Source organism: Nostoc sp. C96, from assembly GCF_059384975.1.
The window spans coordinates 5416725-5434368 of the sequence record NZ_CM182020.1; the positions used below are offsets into that span (position 1 = coordinate 5416725).

At 39.2% G+C, this 17644-nt stretch carries 15 protein-coding genes; 5 read left to right on the plus strand and 10 right to left on the minus strand.

The genetic code is table 11. From position 1 onward, the window contains the following. Positions 1-370: 370 nt before the first annotated feature. Positions 371-1519 carry a DegT/DnrJ/EryC1/StrS family aminotransferase gene (locus AC504W_RS23200; protein WP_494874557.1) on the plus strand — a complete coding sequence of 383 codons (1149 nt, stop codon included), beginning with the start codon at positions 371-373 and terminating at the stop codon, positions 1517-1519. 203 nt (positions 1520-1722) lie between these two features. On the opposite strand, the gene AC504W_RS23205 is transcribed toward AC504W_RS23200, so the two are convergent. Then, a complete protein-coding gene (locus AC504W_RS23205) occupies positions 1723-2469 on the minus strand; it encodes a DUF561 domain-containing protein (protein WP_494874558.1) in 747 nt (248 codons plus the stop codon). A 332-nt stretch (positions 2470-2801) separates the two neighbouring features. Between AC504W_RS23205 and AC504W_RS23210 the strand changes: the two genes are divergently transcribed. Further along, a complete protein-coding gene (locus AC504W_RS23210) occupies positions 2802-4220 on the plus strand; it encodes an efflux RND transporter periplasmic adaptor subunit (RefSeq protein WP_494874559.1) in 1419 nt (472 codons plus the stop codon). Positions 4221-4390: 170 nt separating this feature from the next. Next, the gene (locus AC504W_RS23215; protein ID WP_494874561.1) at positions 4391-7579 is read left to right on the plus strand and encodes an efflux RND transporter permease subunit; all 3189 of its coding nucleotides are present in this window, start codon (positions 4391-4393) and stop codon (positions 7577-7579) included. A gap of 146 nt (positions 7580-7725) precedes the next feature. Here the strand turns inward: AC504W_RS23215 and AC504W_RS23220 are convergent, their stop codons facing one another. Next, positions 7726-8085 (minus strand): hypothetical protein, encoded by a 360-nt coding sequence (locus AC504W_RS23220; RefSeq protein WP_494874562.1) that lies wholly within the window; start codon positions 8083-8085, stop codon positions 7726-7728. 202 nt (positions 8086-8287) lie between these two features. Continuing rightward, entirely contained in the window at positions 8288-9331 is a 1044-nt protein-coding gene (locus tag AC504W_RS23225; RefSeq protein WP_494874563.1) for a metal ABC transporter substrate-binding protein, read from the minus strand. Positions 9332-9420: 89 nt separating this feature from the next. On the opposite strand from AC504W_RS23225, the gene AC504W_RS23230 reads away from it, so the two are divergent. Both AC504W_RS23230 and AC504W_RS23235 read left to right on the plus strand, forming a co-directional pair. Beyond that, a complete protein-coding gene (locus AC504W_RS23230) occupies positions 9421-10245 on the plus strand; it encodes a metal ABC transporter ATP-binding protein (RefSeq protein WP_494874564.1) in 825 nt (274 codons plus the stop codon). A 77-nt stretch (positions 10246-10322) separates the two neighbouring features. Beyond that, positions 10323-11168, plus strand: coding sequence for a metal ABC transporter permease (locus tag AC504W_RS23235; protein WP_494874565.1), 846 nt, complete (start codon positions 10323-10325; stop codon positions 11166-11168). 76 nt (positions 11169-11244) lie between these two features. On the opposite strand, the gene AC504W_RS23240 is transcribed toward AC504W_RS23235, so the two are convergent. From AC504W_RS23240 to AC504W_RS23270, 7 genes are all read right to left on the minus strand, one after another. Beyond that, positions 11245-11706, minus strand: coding sequence for a protein tyrosine phosphatase family protein (locus tag AC504W_RS23240; RefSeq protein ID WP_494874566.1), 462 nt, complete (start codon positions 11704-11706; stop codon positions 11245-11247). Between the two features lie 6 nt (positions 11707-11712). Then, on the minus strand, positions 11713-12210 hold the full coding sequence (locus AC504W_RS23245) for a hypothetical protein (protein WP_494874567.1): 498 nt from the start codon (positions 12208-12210) through the stop codon (positions 11713-11715). A 198-nt stretch (positions 12211-12408) separates the two neighbouring features. Then, positions 12409-13281 carry a WcbI family polysaccharide biosynthesis putative acetyltransferase gene (locus AC504W_RS23250; RefSeq protein ID WP_494874568.1) on the minus strand — a complete coding sequence of 291 codons (873 nt, stop codon included), beginning with the start codon at positions 13279-13281 and terminating at the stop codon, positions 12409-12411. Positions 13282-13343: 62 nt separating this feature from the next. Beyond that, positions 13344-13712 carry a hypothetical protein gene (locus AC504W_RS23255; RefSeq protein WP_494874569.1) on the minus strand — a complete coding sequence of 123 codons (369 nt, stop codon included), beginning with the start codon at positions 13710-13712 and terminating at the stop codon, positions 13344-13346. Positions 13713-13789: 77 nt separating this feature from the next. Beyond that, a complete protein-coding gene (locus tag AC504W_RS23260; RefSeq protein ID WP_494874570.1) occupies positions 13790-15142 on the minus strand; it encodes a glycosyltransferase in 1353 nt (450 codons plus the stop codon). Between the two features lie 2 nt (positions 15143-15144). Beyond that, on the minus strand, positions 15145-16191 hold the full coding sequence (locus tag AC504W_RS23265) for a glycosyltransferase family 4 protein (RefSeq protein WP_494874571.1): 1047 nt from the start codon (positions 16189-16191) through the stop codon (positions 15145-15147). 84 nt (positions 16192-16275) lie between these two features. Further along, a complete protein-coding gene (locus tag AC504W_RS23270) occupies positions 16276-17577 on the minus strand; it encodes a glycosyltransferase family 4 protein (RefSeq protein ID WP_494874573.1) in 1302 nt (433 codons plus the stop codon). Between the last annotated feature and the right edge of the window lie 67 nt (positions 17578-17644).

Sequence of the window (17644 nt, forward strand, 5' to 3'; positions counted from 1 at the left end):
CTTGAGAGTTGAATTTCAATTATTCAAGTACAGAGAGAGTATTCACCTCAGACCTGTTACATAAATCAGGTTATGTCTGCTAAACAGAATAATTCTCTATCATCTTTGCGTGAGGTTTTAATCAATTTCATAAAATGACTCCCTAGAAGTCTTGTAGATTGACACTTTTTCAGAGTGGCCTAATTACGAATTACAAATTACAAATTACGAATTAGTATGATATTTTTACCCATACAATAATTTCAGTAATCACCCTTTTTGATGCGTATCCGGGGAGACAGTCTATTAGCCAACTGTTTGATAAAAAGTCAAGCAGCTAAAATCTACTGTCGAAGTGCATCCTTTGTATCTTCAAATCACATAAAAACTCATGTTCCAAAGCGTAAATTCTGTTCCAGCCTTTGATATCAAGCAGCAATACGTCACTATCGAAGCAGAAGTGAGTGCAGCAGTGCTAGAAGTTTTGTCTTCCGGGCGTTATATTGGTGGCCCCATCATTGAAAGCTTTGAGCAACAATTTGCTGACTATCATGGTGTTACTAATTGTATAGCTTGTAACTCTGGAACTGATGCACTCTACTTAGCGCTACGAGCTTTAGAAATTGGTGCAGGCGATGAGGTGATTACAACACCGTTTACCTTTATTGCAACGGCGGAGGTGATCAGCTCTGTAGGAGCCAAGCCTGTATTTGTGGATATAGATATTAATACATTTAACTTAGATTTGCGGCAAATAGCTGCGGCGGTTACACCCAAAACCAAGGCGATTATTCCGGTACATTTGTTCGGACAGCCTGTGGATATGACAGAGTTAATGGCAATCGCAAATACTCACAATTTAGCCATAATTGAAGATTGCGCTCAATCTACAGGTGCAGTTTGGGATAATCAAAAAGTTGGCAGTATTGGGCATATTGGTTGCTTTAGTTTTTACCCTACCAAGAATCTCGGCGGTTGTGGTGATGGTGGAGCAATTACAACGAATGATCCAAAATTAGCAGCGAAGATGCGCGTAATTAAGGAGCATGGACAAAGAAATCGCTATTACTACGAGGAAGTTGGGGTAAATAGCCGCTTAGATGCCATTCAAGCCGCAATTTTGCAAATTAAGCTGCGTTATCTCGATAATTGGAATCAACAACGACAAGCGATCGCATCTTACTACCAACAGTTCCTCAGCCAAATTCCGGGAATTGTTGTCCCTGAAGAACTTCCTGGTGGCGAGAGTGTCTGGAATCAATTCACAATTCGCGTAGTTAGTGAATCACGCAATGGTGCTAGTGCTTCGCGGCGCGATTGGGTAAAGAATCAATTACAAGAACGGGGTATAAATTCGATGGTTTACTACCCTTATCCACTGCATTTACAGCCAGTTTATCAACATTTGGGTTATCAATCAGGGCAATTGCCAGTAGCCGAGCAAACCTGTCATGAGGTTTTATCTTTGCCGATGTTCCCTGAACTTACAACCCAGCAACAAGATCAGGTGATTTATGCACTGAAAGATTGTTTGGTTTAAGGGAGTGGGGAAGTAATTTACTAGTCATCAATACTTTTCAAATATAAAGTTGAGTCATCCTAGATTAAGATCCCCCCGCCTGCGGCGACCCCCTTAAAAAGGGGGTAAACGAAAAAATAGCCCCCCTTTTTAAGGGGGGTTGGGGGGATCAAAAAACTTTTAACGGTAAACCAAGAAGTATTGATTTACGACTTCCTGTTAGATTAGACAATTGCGCGGTTGCTTGCAGTTGCCAAAGCTTCAACTAACCCACGTACAGCAGCAATCATTGCCACTTCACTGTTGAGTTGGTTGATAGCAGAACCGACACCAACACCAGCAGCACCAGCAGCGATCGCTAAAGGTGCTGTGACGCTAGAAATACCAGAAGCGCACAATACGGGAACTGATACAGCGCGAGAAATTTCATAAGCTGCTGCCAAAGTAGGAGCAGCTTTTTCAATTAGTCCCAAAGTGCCAGGGTGAGCAGGTTGGCTGCTTGTCCCGCCTTCAGTTTGGATAATATCAGCACCAGCTTTGACTAGTTCTTCTGCCAGCTGTACCTGTTGATCTAGTTCCAGAATGTGAGGAACTGTCACAGATAAGGTGATTTCTGGTAAAAGTGCGCGAGTTTGGTGAGTCAGCGCTAAAACTTCCTCAGCCTCAAATCTGCGTCCTTGCGCGTAGAAGGAATCGAAATTACCAATTTCAATCAAATCTGCACCAGCTGCCACAGCTTGAACAAATTTTTCTGGTTCAACTGCTGATACACAAACAGGCAAATTAATCAAGCTTTTGGCCATTGCTACTATTGCCGGATCAGCAGCGATATCAACAAAAGTCGCACCACCAATTTCAGCAGCTTTAATAGTAGCAGCCACGCGATCGCTGTCAAAGTTATTCAACCCGCTAATCACTTTCAGAACGCGGCCGTTGGTAAATGCACGTTGTAGTGCAGGATGTATTGTCATAGTTCGTCTTTTGCAGCTACGAAGGTAGGAATATTTTTACACTACTGAGCGTTTGCGGCTAGGGGGTAGTAGTTGTTAAACCCTTAGTTTACACGTTGAGACCGCAGGGGTGCGAGGGTGCGGGGGTGCAGGGGAGAGAGTTGGAGTAACAGACTCAGGGAATAAAAAATCTATCTATATTCACTGTTCAAATTTCTGGAAAATTTCAATACTTACAAAAAGGCTATTTTTTAGGACAAATTGTTAGCATTCTAATCTTTAGATAAACTAACATAGAGCTTAACTAATAAACTAAACATTTTTGCGGAAAACACCAGCCCCTCTGTGTGAATATGAGCCGTTTAGCTTCTGTCTTGATTACAAATCCTGTGTTGGAAATTTTACCCAAGAGTTTTAGCGATCGCAACTGGCTGCCCACAAGGCAGTTATGGTTACTAATATTAAGTTTGGCTTATTTATGTTCGGCTTGTGGTCGAGCTTCCGAAGCTCAATCAACAGGGAAAGATGCCGGGAAAAAACGACCTGTTCCTGTTATGGTGGCCACTGCTACTCAAAAAACAATCCCAATTTTCATCAAGGCTACAGGTACAGTAGAAGCATATTCAACTGTTTCTGTCAAGTCACAGATTGGAGGACAGTTAACAGGGGTGTATTTCCGCCAAGGACAGAACGTGAAAAAGGGAGATTTGCTGTTTCAGATCGATTCCCGTCCCCAGCAAGCAGCCCTGATGCAAGCAATGGCGGCGAAAGCCAAAGATGAGGCATTAGTCAAGCAGTCCGAGGCTAATGTTAACAAAGCGATCGCTCAAGTTAACCAAGCCAAAGCCACAGTCTTAAAAGATGTAGCCCAGGCGAATAATGCCAATGTCCAGGCACAACGCTATGCGGGGTTACTGCAACAAGGTGCGATTAGTAAAGAGCAGTCTGAACAATACCAAACAAGTGCCATTGCTCAAACAGCAACAGTCAAAGCAGACCAAGATGCAGTAGCTAACGCCCAAGCAGCAGTAGAAGCCGCTAAGGCAGATGTAAAAAATGTCCAAGCAGCGGTAGTCGCAGACGAAGCCGCAATTGATAATGCTAAAGTCCAGCTTTCTTATAGTTCTATTTATTCGCCTATTACCGGGCGCACGGGTAGTCTCAAGCTAAATCAAGGTAATTTAGTGACTGCCAATTCCACAGATCCCTTAATTACCATCAGCCAGATTCGCCCGATATATGTAAACTTCTCGATTCCGCAGCGAATGTTGCCAGACTTGAAAAAGTACACCAGCAACCACAAATTAGAAGTTGATGTCATCCCCCCCAAAGATTCAGGGAATCCTGTACATGGTTATCTCACCTTTGTTGACAGTGGTGTAAATACTCAAACTGGCACAATTCAACTCAAAGGCACATTTAGTAATAACGACGAGCGATTGTTACCAGGGCAATTTGTCAATGTCGTTCTGAAATTATCCGAGATACCCAATGCTGTAACTGTACCCACCAAAGCCATTCAAGCTGGACAGCAACAGCAATTTGTCTATGTAGTCAAACCCGACAAAACAGTAGAAATGCGTCCTGTAGTTGCCGGAGATACAGTAAATAATGAAACTGCGATCGCTCAAGGCATCAAACCAGGTGAGCAAGTAGTCATCGACGGCCAATTCAACCTCGTACCTGGGGCAGCAGTGCAGGTTAAGCAGGGATTAGGAGGAGGTAAGGAGGCAGGGAGCAGGGAGCAGGGAGCAGGGGGAAAGAGATTTTGAGAGATTTTTTGTGTAAGTCAGATTTAAAAGTTTTTTAGCCTGATTAATCTATTAATTAAGCTAAATTTGACCAAATTATTCCATATCCTGACTCCTCGATTCTGTCTCCTGAATTCTTACTCAAAATGTCCTCATCCAGATGCTCTTGGCTATAAAAAATAGGAAAATCTATGAATATTTCCGAGTTATTTATTCGTCGCCCAATCATGACGACTTTGGTAATGGTTGGCGTTTTGATTTTCGGGCTGATGAGTTATCGAATGTTGCCTGTGAGTGACTTGCCGAATGTGGATTTTCCCACAATTCAGGTGAGTGCTAACTTGCCTGGGGCTAACCCAGAGACAATGGCGGCATCGGTGGCAACACCTCTAGAAGCGCAATTTTCGAGTATTGCTGGTTTGAGTTCAATGAACTCTACTAGTTCTTTGGGTAGTAGTCAGATTACACTGCAATTTGATTTGAGTCGAGATATCGATGGGGCAGCCCAAGATGTGCAAGCTGCGATCGCTAAAGCCACGCGGCAATTACCTGCGGATATGCCCAGCCCCCCATCCTATCGCAAGGTAAACCCAGCAGATCAGCCCATCCTCTACATATCGCTGAATTCTGCTGTCCTGCCCCTATCCACCGTAGATAAATATGCAGAGACGCAACTGGCACAACGTTTGTCAATGGTCAACGGGGTGGCGCAGGTGCAAGTCTACGGTTCGCAAAAGTACGCCGTGAGAGTTTTGCTTGATCCCGAATCTCTCAGTGCCAAAGGCATAGGCGTTGATGAAGTTGCCGATGCTATTAGCAAAGGGAATGCCAACATACCGACGGGAACACTTTACGGTCAAGAACAGAATTATACAATCCAAGCCAACGGACAACTCAATGATGCCGCTGCCTATCGTTCCTTAATTGTCAGTTACCAAGGCGGTGCGCCAGTCCAACTAGGAGAAATCGCCCAAGTCTTGGATAGTGTAGAAAATGACAAAGTTGCTAGTTGGTACTTTACCAAGACACAAAAGCAGAACAAAACATCTAATTCTGGTGTGCGGGCGATTGTTTTAGCCATTCAAAAGCAACCGGGAACTAATACCGTCGAAGTCGTAGATGCGATTAAAAAACTGCTGCCGCAATTCCGCGAACAAATTCCCGCAGCAGTGAATATGGAGATTCTTTATGATCGCTCTCAAGCTATCCGCGAATCGGTTGATGATGTCCAGTTCACGCTGTTGCTGACTATTGGTTTGGTTGTGTTGGTAATTTTTCTATTCCTGCGCAACCTACGAGCCACAATTATTCCGAGTTTGGCAGTACCTTTATCCTTAGTCGCAACTTTTGGCGTAATGCTGCTGTTGGGCTTCTCCCTTGATAACCTCTCACTTATGGCGTTGACTCTTTCCGTTGGTTTCGTGGTAGATGATGCCGTAGTCATGCTAGAAAATATCGTCCGCCACATGGAAATGGGTGAGAGTCGCTTGCAGGCTGCGTTGAATGGCTCACGGGAAATAGGTTTTACAATTCTGTCCATGACTATTTCTTTAGTCGCCGTGTTTATTCCGGTGCTGTTTATGGGCGGGATTTTAGGACGATTATTCCGCGAATTTGCTGTGACTATCAGCGTGGCGATTCTCGTATCGGGAATAATTTCTCTGAGTTTGACCCCGATGCTGTGTTCTCGATTCTTGCGTCCACCGCATCATCAGCAAGAAAACGAAGCAGAACCAGATAAAAGAGGTTTTAAAGGAAAAATTCAAAGATTTAATCGGGGACTTTATAATACTTCCGAAAAATTTTTTGATGTCATGTTGGGTGGATATGAGTGGAGTTTAAAGCGATCGCTCAAATATCACCGCACGACAATGTTTATCTCTGGGGCAATTGTTGTCGCCACAGTTTATCTATTTATGATTGTGCCGAAAGGGTTTATTCCAACTGCGGATGTCGGACAAATCACCGCATCCACCCAAGCTGCCGAGGATATCTCCTTTAATGAAATGGTAAAACATCAACAGGCAGTAGCGGCGATCGCTGATCGTGACCCCAACGTCGCGGCGATTAACTCCAGTGTCGGTGCGGGTGGTGCAAATGCTTCTAGTAATACTGGACGCTTATTTATCAGCCTCAAACCCCGCGAAGAACGTAAACTGAATGCCGATGAAATTGTCCAAGAACTGCGCCCCAAGCTATCACGCATCCCTGGAATGAAGGTTTTTTTGCAAAACCCACCAGCGATTAATATTGGCGGACAACAAAGCAAAGCCCAATATCAATTCAGCTTACAAAGTCCGAATATTCAAGAGTTATATCAATATGCGCCAACTTTAGAAGAAAAACTCCGGGGGCTACCTGATTTACAAGATGTCAACAGTGATTTGCAAATCAAAAACCCTCAAGTGCAAGTTGACATCAACCGTGATCAAGCTGCATCTATGGGGCTAACAGCCGAACAAATCGAAACAGCCCTGAGTAATGCCTACGGTACACGACAAGTTTCTACAATTTACGCTTCAGATAGCCAATATCAAGTAATTATGGGAGTCGAACCCAAATATCAGGGAGACCCCAGTGCTTTAGAATTGCTGTCAATTCATTCCCCGACTGGACAATTAGTGCCATTAAATGCAGTAGCCAGCATCTCGAAAGGTGTGGGGCCTTTGACTATCAACCACTCAGGACAGTTAGCTTCTGTAACTATTTCTTTTAACCTCAAACCCGGTGTATCTCTTGGTAGCGTCACTGAGAAAATTGAACAAATCGCCCGTCAAACATTACCCGCGAGTATTACTACAGGTTTCCAAGGTTCTGCACAAGCATTCCAGTCTTCCTTACAAGGGTTGGGATTATTGCTATTGGTGGCGGTTTTAGTAATTTATATTGTGTTGGGAATTCTCTATGAGAACTTTATTCACCCTTTGACAATTCTTTCTAGTTTGCCTTCCGCTGGATTTGGGGCGTTGTTAACCTTGTTGTTATTCCAAGTTGATTTGAATATTTACGCCTTTGTTGGCATCATCCTGCTAATTGGGATTGTGAAGAAAAACGGCATTATGATGGTTGACTTTGCCATTGAAGCCAGGCAAAGTGGTAAAACTCCATACGATGCCATCTATGAAGCTTGTGTAGTTAGGTTTCGCCCCATTATGATGACCACAATGGCAGCTTTGATGGGAACTTTACCCATCGCCCTGGGCTTGGGTGCAGGTGGAGATACACGTCGTCCCCTTGGTTTAGCTGTGGTGGGAGGATTGCTGTTTTCCCAGTTTCTCACATTGTATTTAACACCTGTGTTCTATACATATATGGAAAGTTGGCAAAGCTTTATGAAAAAACGCCAGTGGCGCAAACAACCAGATTCTCATGCAGTGTAAAACGCCATCAATTAAGCCTGACGCAGATTAGTTTTTTAGATTGGGGATGAGGTAATAAGGGTGTAGGGGTGTAAGGATTTTGCTCACTTAAACCCTTACACCCCTACACTGAGTCTTAACAGACAATTTTTGTGGGCAGTCCTGATTTACCACCAAATCCGATTACCATTTTCGTCAACTCTGGCTTGACGAATCACATCAGAAATTTCTTCCGCATCCTTAACATGGTGCAGTGCCTTTTTCTCACCGTTGGGTTCTTCTACAACAAAGTATGTGGGAACTGTAATATGGTCGCCTGTTATATCTGGTGAATCAACAGCAACTTGTTTTGCCTTTTCTTCAACAGATTCAGGTTTATCTGAGATTCTATCACCAGGATTTGCTGTTAAGTTTCTTTCTTTAGCTGTTTGTTCTTCGCGGGAATGCCAATCTTTGCTAACAGGCTGTTCAATTTCTGCTTGGTTATTTTCTGGTTGATTATTTTGATTTTCTAGTTCTTTAGTCATGGCTATTTCACAAATTAAAACTACGTATTTACTAACTTAATTTATAAAATTGTAGCCATGATTAAGTCTTTCCTCAGAGAGAGTTTCTGATGAAATTAAGAGTTACATATCTGGAGTTATATATTAGTTTCAATAGATAAAACTTTACCTCTTTCTTCAGAAATAGCCAAATATTTTATCACTACTACTTATCGACAGATTGCTATTGTTTGGGTGCAGTTGTTTTCATCAGTTGAAATGGTGTATATTTACCGCCCAAAGCTTCAACAATGGCGCGTGTATTTGCCTCCATCATTTTGATGTATGTTTCACCATCGCTGCCTTTTGCGCCAATTGAATCAGAGTAGAGTTGATGCGGTGCTAGTTTTACACCAGCTTCTTGAGCTACGGTTTTAATTAAGATGGGATTAATAGTAGTTTCGGCAAAAATTGCAGGTACACCTGTTTTTTTCACTGATTCTACCAATCTTTGTACAGTTTGGGCGCTTGGTTGTTCTTCGGTGCTAATGCCAATTAAAGTGCCGGCGATCGCAATTTTGTAAGCATGTCCATAATATTGAAAAGCATCATGGGTGGTAATGAGTCGGCGTTTATCTGGCGGAATAGTTTGAATCTGTTGATTTATCCATATATGCAGTTGTTTTAATTCAGCAGTTAGTTGTGCAGCATTTTGCGTAAACTTTTCTTTATCGGCTGGCGATAACTCTATCAACGCATCTCGAATTACGTTTACCATTGCGGCTGCATTTTCCGCACTTCCCCAAACATGGGGGTCTGGTACTATTTCACCTTTACCTTTATCTAATTCCAAAGGTTTGACTATTTCACCTACGGCGACTTTACGTCCTTTTCCCGCCGCATTCATTAACTTAATTAGACCTGGTTCTAAGTTGTAACCGTTATACAAAATTAAGTCAGCTTTTTCCAAAAACCGACTATCTGCGGGAACTGGTTCATAAACATGAGGATCAGCACCAGGTTGGAGTATTCCCTTGAGTTGAATTTCGTCGCCGCCAACCTCTTGGGTTAAGTCTGCAATGATTGTACTAGTGGCTACAACCGACGGTTTCTCACTACCTTTGGCAGTTGTGGAGTTGGTGTTGTTTTGACTACAACTAAACAAAGTCAATGGTAAAAGCATTCCCAGACACAGCCGAAAAATCAAGCTAAAAATTTCTGGTTTCCTTCTAGGGATGGTGGACTTTTGTGGGACGAGAACGCCCTCTATCTCAGGTATTACGCTCATTTATCTGTGACATTACTGCTTATTATAGATTTTTTCATATTTTTCTCATTTTTGTAGTAAGCTCAAGTAATAAATATGAAAATACCCTTATGGAAAACGTTTCTTTTTACGCCAACTTGGGACATACCCGGAAAAGTGGTGAAAGTTCTGCATCGTATATCAAAGCTATTGATATGAATTCCACAGATGCAATTTCTATTGCCCACTTGGGAGTACATTACCGGACTCAAGAAGCCTTGAGGGATATTAACTGTGTGATCAAACCAGGAAGATTGACAGGGATTTTTGGCCCAAATGGTGCTGGAAAAAGTACGCTGATGAAAGCAATGTTGGGTTTAGTTCCTGTTAGTAGTGGTGTGGTGAAGTATCAAAACCAACCCTTGATGCAGCAGAGGTCAAAAGTTGCTTATGTACCTCAACGTAGCCAAATTGATTGGACTTATCCCGCCACAGTTTGGGATGTCGTGATGATGGGACGGGTAAAGAAGACAGGTTGGTTGCGTAGTTTTTCGGGAGTGAGTCGCCAAATCGCCAACAGCGCCTTAGAAAGAGTGGGGATGAGTGAATTTCGCGATCGCCCCATAGGACAATTATCAGGAGGACAACAACAGCGAGTCTTTTTAGCCCGCGCCTTGACACAACAAGCAGACATCTTCTGTTTTGATGAACCATTGGTAGGGATTGATCAAAAAACCCAAGCCGTAATTTTTGAAGTCTTCCAAGAACTCGCTGCTGAAAACAAAATCGTCCTAGTCGTCAACCACGACTTAGGCGAATCCATCACCCATTTTGATGACTTGATTTTACTCAACCGGGAATTAGTCGCCACAGGTTCCCGACAACAAGTCCTCACAGAACAAAACCTACATCTGGCTTACGGCGGTAAAGTTATGTACTTCTCCGACGCAGCTTAAACTCTCTTTCTCTGTGTCCTCTGCGCCCTACCCTACGGGAAGCCCCTTCGTGTCTAATGCGGTTCGTTTAAATATCTATGCTAGAAGCACTAATCGAGCCATTACAATATGGCTTTATGCAGCGATCGCTCATCATTGCAATTTTAGTTGGTTTGTTGTGTGCAGTTGTGGGTAGTTACTTAATGGTGCAACGACTCGCACTGCTGGGTGATGCTATCAGTCATTCTGTTTTACCAGGATTAGCGATCGCCTTTATGTTAGGCGCAAATATCTTTGTTGGCGCATTTATCGCCGGGGTTTTAAGTACAATGGCGATCGCCTGGATTAGAACGCGATCGCCAATCAAAGAAGATGCAGCAATGGGTATAGTTTTTTCTGCATTTTTCGCCCTTGGAATTACCTTAATTACCGTTGTTCAAAAAGATAATAAAATTGACCTGAATCACTTTCTTTTTGGCAATATTCTCGGTGTTACTGTTGACGAAGTGCGAGATACAGCCATCATTGCCACGATTGTTTTAGTAGTAGTTATTTTAATCTACAAAGAACTTTTATTTTACACCTTTGACCCTTTAGGCGCTCAAGCCGCAGGTTTACCAGTCAATCGGCTAAACTTTGGTTTGATGTTGCTGATTGCTTTAACAATTGTCGCCAGTATGAAAGCTGTCGGTGTAATTTTAGTCCTATCGCTGTTAATTACTCCTGGTGCGACTGCATATTTATTGGTCAAACGCTTACACGAAGTGATGATTGTTGGTGCAGTAATTGGTGTATTTTCCAGTATTAGCGGGATGTATCTCAGCTACTTTTATAATTTGCCTTCCGGCCCGGCGATTGTTTTGGTAGTATCAGGTTTATTTATTTTGGCGTTATTATTTAGTCCTAAGCATGGGGTGTTGATACCAAGTGTGAATCGGAAGTAAGTTTGTTAAACGCAGAGGTGCGCTAAGGTTAACGCAAAGAGACGCAGAGTGTTGTTTAAGTTAGTTTTTCTGACTTTTATTGATAGATATTTAATACTTCTTGGATAAACTTCTGCCATACTTCATTTGGAACCCAAATTTTATGTAAATCTTGTTCGGCTGCTGCATTATCCAACCCTTGATGTATGCGGCGAAAAAGATACATAAAAGCAGAGACTCTCATATTAGCAGCGCAGTGAACAAAAATTTTTTTATCTGAATTTGTTTCCATGACACCAAAAAACTTTGTCACATCTTCCAGTGTCGGATTTTCCCACACTACTGGAATGTGTACATATTGCATTTCTTGAGATTTAATAATTTCTTGTTCATTAGGTAAAGCATTACTTGATGTTGGTAATGCTAGATTAACTATTAGTTGATAGCCTGCTGCTTTGATAGCTGTAAATTGTTCAGCGGTTGGTTGTCCTGAAATGGCAATTGTATCTGATATTTGGAGAAAGTTGTAGATTTCTGCGAGATGATTTTTAACAGACATAAATATTTATTGATTAAATAGCCCATAATCTAATTTAGTTTCCCATTTATTGCCAGTTCTTTCCATATATAGCAAATTGCCATATTGTGGTGTTATGGGACAAAAAGCAGTCAGCTGAATTAACGCTTGAGAAAAATCATCTGAAAAACCTGGACGAGTTAATGTATAGAACATAGACCATCTATGATCATATTGATTGAAAAGGTTGTGATACTCTGTGCGAGACAGTAGATTCACTTTGGGATTGTTAATCCATGAAATTAATAAGGAAGGTTGGCTGTTAATCGATATCCAATTATCAAAAGTCTCTTTTTGGAGATCAGGAAAACCTAAAATTCTCATACCATACATCTGTGTTTCTTTTATCCGCAGATTTTCCCAAGTAATATCCTTAAGACTAGTTTGAGTAATCACTGAACTGGACTCTTCTAAAAGATATTCTCCCGCTATACTATAATTTTCAATTAATGTCGCAAAAATCTCTGTTTCATGTTGCGATCGCATATTTTATTACTATTCTTTAGATGTTCACAAATCAAATAGGATTGCTATAGGTACTCAAAATAAAAGTTATCGCCTGATTATTTAGGCTTTCAACATACATAAGTCAAGATGCAATTTAGTAAGGATCAGCTTGCTTCTTAGAATAGCAAAATTTTATATTAGTGACCAGAGTTTCACTACAATACTGATAGACTTACTCTAGTAAAAACTTTCACCAATTTGTAGTTCATTATATACAGCAATAAATTCTTCATCTTGAATTTCACTATATTTATCCATACTGAGATTCATAAATTCTTCAATAGTTAAACCATAAGTATATAAGCTTTTACATTGGAATATTTTTGTTGTTTTATATTGTAAGCCAAAATGTTGTTGTATTTCATCATAGATAGGCCAAATAGGCCCATTCATCCAATCAGTGTGAATAAATTCTGAGCTAGGTAAAGAATAGTTATTATCCTTTAGTTCTAAGTAGTTAATAATTCGTCTAGCAACCTCAGTTATTAATAGAGTGGTAGGATGATTAATAGTTAGTAATAGTGGTAAAAATATTAAATTGTTATTAATAAAATCAAATATTTTAACATTCCATCGCTTATCCCTATTGATTAACTCTGAAAAAGAATTCATAAATATCTCCTCTTTCTTTAGCGAATCAATATATCCCTTAATATTTTTGGATAAATTGTCATTAGATTTTGCCATTATTTTATCATAGTGGAGCTTGAGTGCAATGCTTGAGTGATAATCAATCAAAGGGGATAAATAATTTTTGAAATAAAATAAATCTGGATGAAAACCTTGAAAATGAATATTTGGTAAAATTATAACTTTTTCTGGCACTAGACTGCAAAGATTAGCTGTTATTAGCTTGCCAAATTTTTTTTCATCAAAAAGTTCTTGAGTAAGAATAAATTTATATCTTTGAGTCAGATTTTCTACTAAACTAGTATTTTGAAATGATGGACTTAATTCATAATTTACACATAAAACAAAAATATTAAACCTATCCTGAAAAACACTGAGTATTTTAAATAATTCCTCTGCTTGGCAATTACCTATGAGCAATATATTCTCTTTATTATACTTTGGGTATCTGTATTCAAATTTTAAGGATTGGGCAGTTTTTTCTAAAAACTCTTGTGAGTGGAAAAAATCACATATTTTTTTTTAATAGTTACCTCAGCACAAGGTTGAATAACAAATTGATTCTCTGGATTTCTACTTAAAAATATATTGTATAAAAAGGTAATAAAAAAATCGCAGGCAATTTCCGAGTCTTCTTCAATCAAATTAGTTGATTGAATATAATGCTGAACATTGTTGATAAAAGTTGATAAATATTGATGATTAGCAAACACCTCATCCGAAATCTGGCGGATACCTTGAAAGCTGTAAATCTGTAATTCATCAAGTGCTTTTTGGAGGTTAATATTATCAATATTGTTGAGGAAAATAGCTAAATATTTTGCAATTTTTATATTTTTTTCAGAAAACATATAATAAATAAACTGTTGTCTACACGAGAAACTGTACTTCTTCAAATTGCTGAATACCAAGAAAATCAAAATAAAATTTAAGAAGTAATAAAGCGAATTGCCTGGGTAATTCCATCGGCATTTGAATGCAGCCAAAGATTGATGGAAAGTTCTGGAAATTCCTCACCAACTTTTTTGACAAAATAGTCTTGCACAATGGGATTAGAAGATAACCGATAAGATACAGTCATTGTGGAGATAATTTGCACAAGTTGTTTTGCATAAGTTGATGGCAAGTGCTGCTTTTTTAGTAATGCTTTTCCTCTTAAACCCATTGCCATAAAAGCATCGGGGTTAGTATGAAAGTTCTGTAAATGAGTTTGAATATCTTGAATTTCACACTCTAGACGAACTTTAGCAACAGTATTAGCTGGTAAGTAGTGATACCAACTGATATCTGTGACTAGGCTAGGCAAAGCGTGTTGCCAAATCCATAGCTGAGATGCTGATGCTTCTCCCATAGATGGATAGCGGAGGTTAATTGCCAGATGAGCTTGACTTAATGCTTCATGCAAAACTTGATCTGGTACAAATCCGTGAACACTAACATGATTCTGTAATCCTAATGTGCAGATTTGTTTTTGAAAATATTTTTTGTCCCAAATATTACCATAAATATGCCAATGGAAATATTTTTGTTGGGGTAGAGTTTGTAATGCTTTTAATACCTGCTCTATACGTCGATTTAACCCTAAATGCCCAAAAGTAATTAATTGATATGGAGGTTCAAGAATTCGATCAGTAACAGAGCTAGGTAAATACGTGAAGTTATAACAAAGTGGCAAATAATGAACAGGTATATGTAATTTATTTTGTATATTTTGTGCTGTTTCTGAGTTATGAACGATAACTCCTAGAGATCCTGCAAGTGCTAATTCTGTCAGAGGGAAATTTTCAGACATCCACTCAGCAGAAATTTGATTATCCCAAAATCTTTCAGCTAGTTTTTTTCCTGTTTCACCGTAATAATAAGACATTAATTGTAAATAAGTTTTTTGGTTGTGCAGTTTATCTCGATATATTGCACCAAATAAGTGATGAAGACTTGTATCATGAAGAACTACTAGTCCAGGAAATTGCTGACTCACTTGCCAAATACTGGTATGGAAATCTGCATTATTTCCTATGTGGTAAATATTCAGGTCAGCTTCCTGCAATTTCGCCCAAGGGAAGCAAGAAAAATCATACGTTCTGACAATCGCATAATGGGTAATTTCTGGGTCGTAAACTTGTTGTTCTGTCCAAATTGTTACTTCTAGAAACTGACTAAGCTCTTTTATCAGTCCGATTGTGTAATCTGCTATACCTGTGAGTGCTGGCGGTATAGGAGAGAACCAGTTAATTTTTAAATTGTACGAATTATTTTTCTTTGTAAGTAGTTGTGTTTGCATCTTTATTTCAATAACTTCTCTACAACAGTTACCCAATCAATATTCAAGCTTTTATATTTTTCACGCGCTTGTTGACCCATTTGGGCTGCTTGATGAGCATTAACCCAGAGTTTATCCATTGCATCGGCCAGTGCTTGTGGAGTTGGTTCTACTACCCAACCAGTTTCTCCTGAATGCACGAACTCTACAGGTTCTCCTGAATCTGTACAAGTGATGACAGGTTTTGCAGATAGCATTGCTTCTAGAGTGACATAACCATAATCTTCATCTACTGGAGGATAAACAACCCCTCTAGACTGGGCGTAATACTGAATTTTTTCCGACTCACTAATTCTGCCAAGAAATATGGCGCGATCGCTAACTTGCAATTTTTCAGCTAAAATTTCTAAGGTTTTTATATAGTCATCAAAATCAGCAGTTCCAGCAAACAGGACTTTGACGGGCTGTTTCGTCCATGACAAAGCTTGAATAACTAGTTCTTGACGCTTAATTTGTGTAATTCGACTTGGGAAGAAAATATAATCTCTAGCAATATCACAATAAAACTGATCCGCATTTCGTGGAGGATGGTATAAATATTGGCAATCCAAGTGATTAAACACACTTAACCTGCGAGAAACATTACGAGAAATTGTATAAATTTGTCGGCTCTCTAAAAATGCGTTTTGGTCAGCCCGATAAATTGCGGCTCTAATCTGTAAATTGTTAGATACTTGCTGTAAATGGCTTAAAGGTGTATCCCACAGATCGTAAGCTGCTCGATATTGATGAATTAACCAAATAACTTTATTTGGATGAGGAATCAAGTAAGCAGGAAAATTAAGAGCTATTAAGCGATCAATATCTTGTTTTCCAGGACGACTTACTTCTAATAATCGACAAGCCAGAATATTATCTAAAAGCTTCTCCGGTGAATAATTGGTAAATGGAATATTAATAGTATCGACTAAATGACCAGCAGTTTGAAGAGCATTTATTAATTCTTCTGCAAGGATTTCTGCACCGCCAAAAACAAATGGAATACAAGTTCTAGCAACTACAACTCTCATTAGAAAACATTATAAATATTTAATATCACTATCGATAAACTTTTTGTTTATTAATGCTTATCTATTTAATAAACTTGAGATAGCTTAGTATCTAAACAACAAATTTTCTAGAATTTCACTCAGCCTTTGTTGATATTTGCCAAAGCTAAATTCACTAGCTCTAATGTATCCTTTCATACTGAGTTCCTGCCGTAGTGCTTGGTTTTTGACTATTTTTAAGATTCCTTGAGCAATACTTAACGTACTCAGAGGATCTTCTATATACAATGCAGCATCAGCACAAACTTCGGGAAGTGAACCTGCTTGAGATGCCAAAACAGGACATCCTACTTGCATTGCTTCTAAAGGCGGTAATCCAAATCCTTCATACAGTGAAGGAAAAATAAAAGCTAAGGCATTTCTTAATAAGATAAATTTTTCCACATTAGAAATATAGCCTAAATACCTAATTTTATTTTTACAATTTAGTGAATTTAGTAATGGGATAATTTCTGAATTACCTACATCTTTTTCTCCGATAATTATTAAAGGTAAGCCAATTTTTTCTTGTACCCCTAAATAAGCTTCAGTCATCCGAAAAACATTTTTACGTTTTTCTAAAGAACTAATAAATAATAAGTAGTTTTGGCGTTGTATCTGATATTTAGTTAAAACTAGAGATTCATCTATTTGTTTAAGAGGCAACAAAGGCAGATCAGCTAGTGGTTCATAAACTGTAACTATCTTCTGTTCATATTCTGGAAAAACCGCCAACAGATCTCGGCGTGAGGTTTCAGAAACGCTGAGAATCAAATCTGAGTGACGCAACATATTCTGCACTCGACGATAAAAGATAAATGTATTATCGGGGTGATCATTTCGCGTAATGGGAATGATATCATGAAGTGTTTGCACAAGCTTAGTTTTGCGGGGAACACGAATATTAGAGGGAGATGTACAAAATACTATATTAAAGTTAGGATTAATATTGAGTTTATAAGGGCTTTCAAGCAGTCTTGGTTGAACATTTTGAACTAGCTGATAAATTAATTTTTGATTTAAAAATCCCTTCAGGTTATGCAAAAATGTCATGCGATCGCTAGTTTCTGTAGTTCGCTCACGCTCTATTTTTACTAAATGTGAAAAACCAAGCTGATTTTTAAGCCAATAAGCCATGAGCTTAGAGACAGAAGGATGATGAGACGGATTGTCTAAATGCTTTTCAATAAGAATTTGCTGCACTAAAGGATGAGTTTTTGTACATTTTGCTCCTGTAATTAAGTAGTTTGCATATCCCAGACGGTCAGTGCATTTTAAAAGCATTTTTGTATAAATTGCAATTCCCCGATGTACCACTTGTTCTAAGTCTGGAGAAAAAAAAGCAATTTTATATGGATATTTATTCATGTATTTGGTTAAATTTCTAAGCTAGTGATTAAAATTGTTATAAATACTCAATTTTAGATAACAATAT

Excerpts from the sequence above, each read along its gene's own strand:
- AC504W_RS23200 (WP_494874557.1), top strand. The coding sequence starts at position 371 with ATGTTCCAAAGCGTAAATTCTGTTCCAGCCTTTGATATCAAGCAGCAA.
- AC504W_RS23205 (WP_494874558.1), bottom strand. The coding sequence starts at position 2,469 with ATGACAATACATCCTGCACTACAACGTGCATTTACCAACGGCCGCGTT.
- AC504W_RS23210 (WP_494874559.1), top strand. The coding sequence starts at position 2,802 with ATGAGCCGTTTAGCTTCTGTCTTGATTACAAATCCTGTGTTGGAAATT.
- AC504W_RS23215 (WP_494874561.1), top strand. The coding sequence starts at position 4,391 with ATGAATATTTCCGAGTTATTTATTCGTCGCCCAATCATGACGACTTTG.
- AC504W_RS23220 (WP_494874562.1), bottom strand. The coding sequence starts at position 8,085 with ATGACTAAAGAACTAGAAAATCAAAATAATCAACCAGAAAATAACCAA.
- AC504W_RS23225 (WP_494874563.1), bottom strand. The coding sequence starts at position 9,331 with ATGAGCGTAATACCTGAGATAGAGGGCGTTCTCGTCCCACAAAAGTCC.
- AC504W_RS23230 (WP_494874564.1), top strand. The coding sequence starts at position 9,421 with ATGGAAAACGTTTCTTTTTACGCCAACTTGGGACATACCCGGAAAAGT.
- AC504W_RS23235 (WP_494874565.1), top strand. The coding sequence starts at position 10,323 with ATGCTAGAAGCACTAATCGAGCCATTACAATATGGCTTTATGCAGCGA.
- AC504W_RS23240 (WP_494874566.1), bottom strand. The coding sequence starts at position 11,706 with ATGTCTGTTAAAAATCATCTCGCAGAAATCTACAACTTTCTCCAAATA.
- AC504W_RS23245 (WP_494874567.1), bottom strand. The coding sequence starts at position 12,210 with ATGCGATCGCAACATGAAACAGAGATTTTTGCGACATTAATTGAAAAT.
- AC504W_RS23255 (WP_494874569.1), bottom strand. The coding sequence starts at position 13,712 with ATGTTTTCTGAAAAAAATATAAAAATTGCAAAATATTTAGCTATTTTC.
- AC504W_RS23260 (WP_494874570.1), bottom strand. The coding sequence starts at position 15,142 with ATGCAAACACAACTACTTACAAAGAAAAATAATTCGTACAATTTAAAA.
- AC504W_RS23265 (WP_494874571.1), bottom strand. The coding sequence starts at position 16,191 with ATGAGAGTTGTAGTTGCTAGAACTTGTATTCCATTTGTTTTTGGCGGT.
- AC504W_RS23270 (WP_494874573.1), bottom strand. The coding sequence starts at position 17,577 with ATGAATAAATATCCATATAAAATTGCTTTTTTTTCTCCAGACTTAGAA.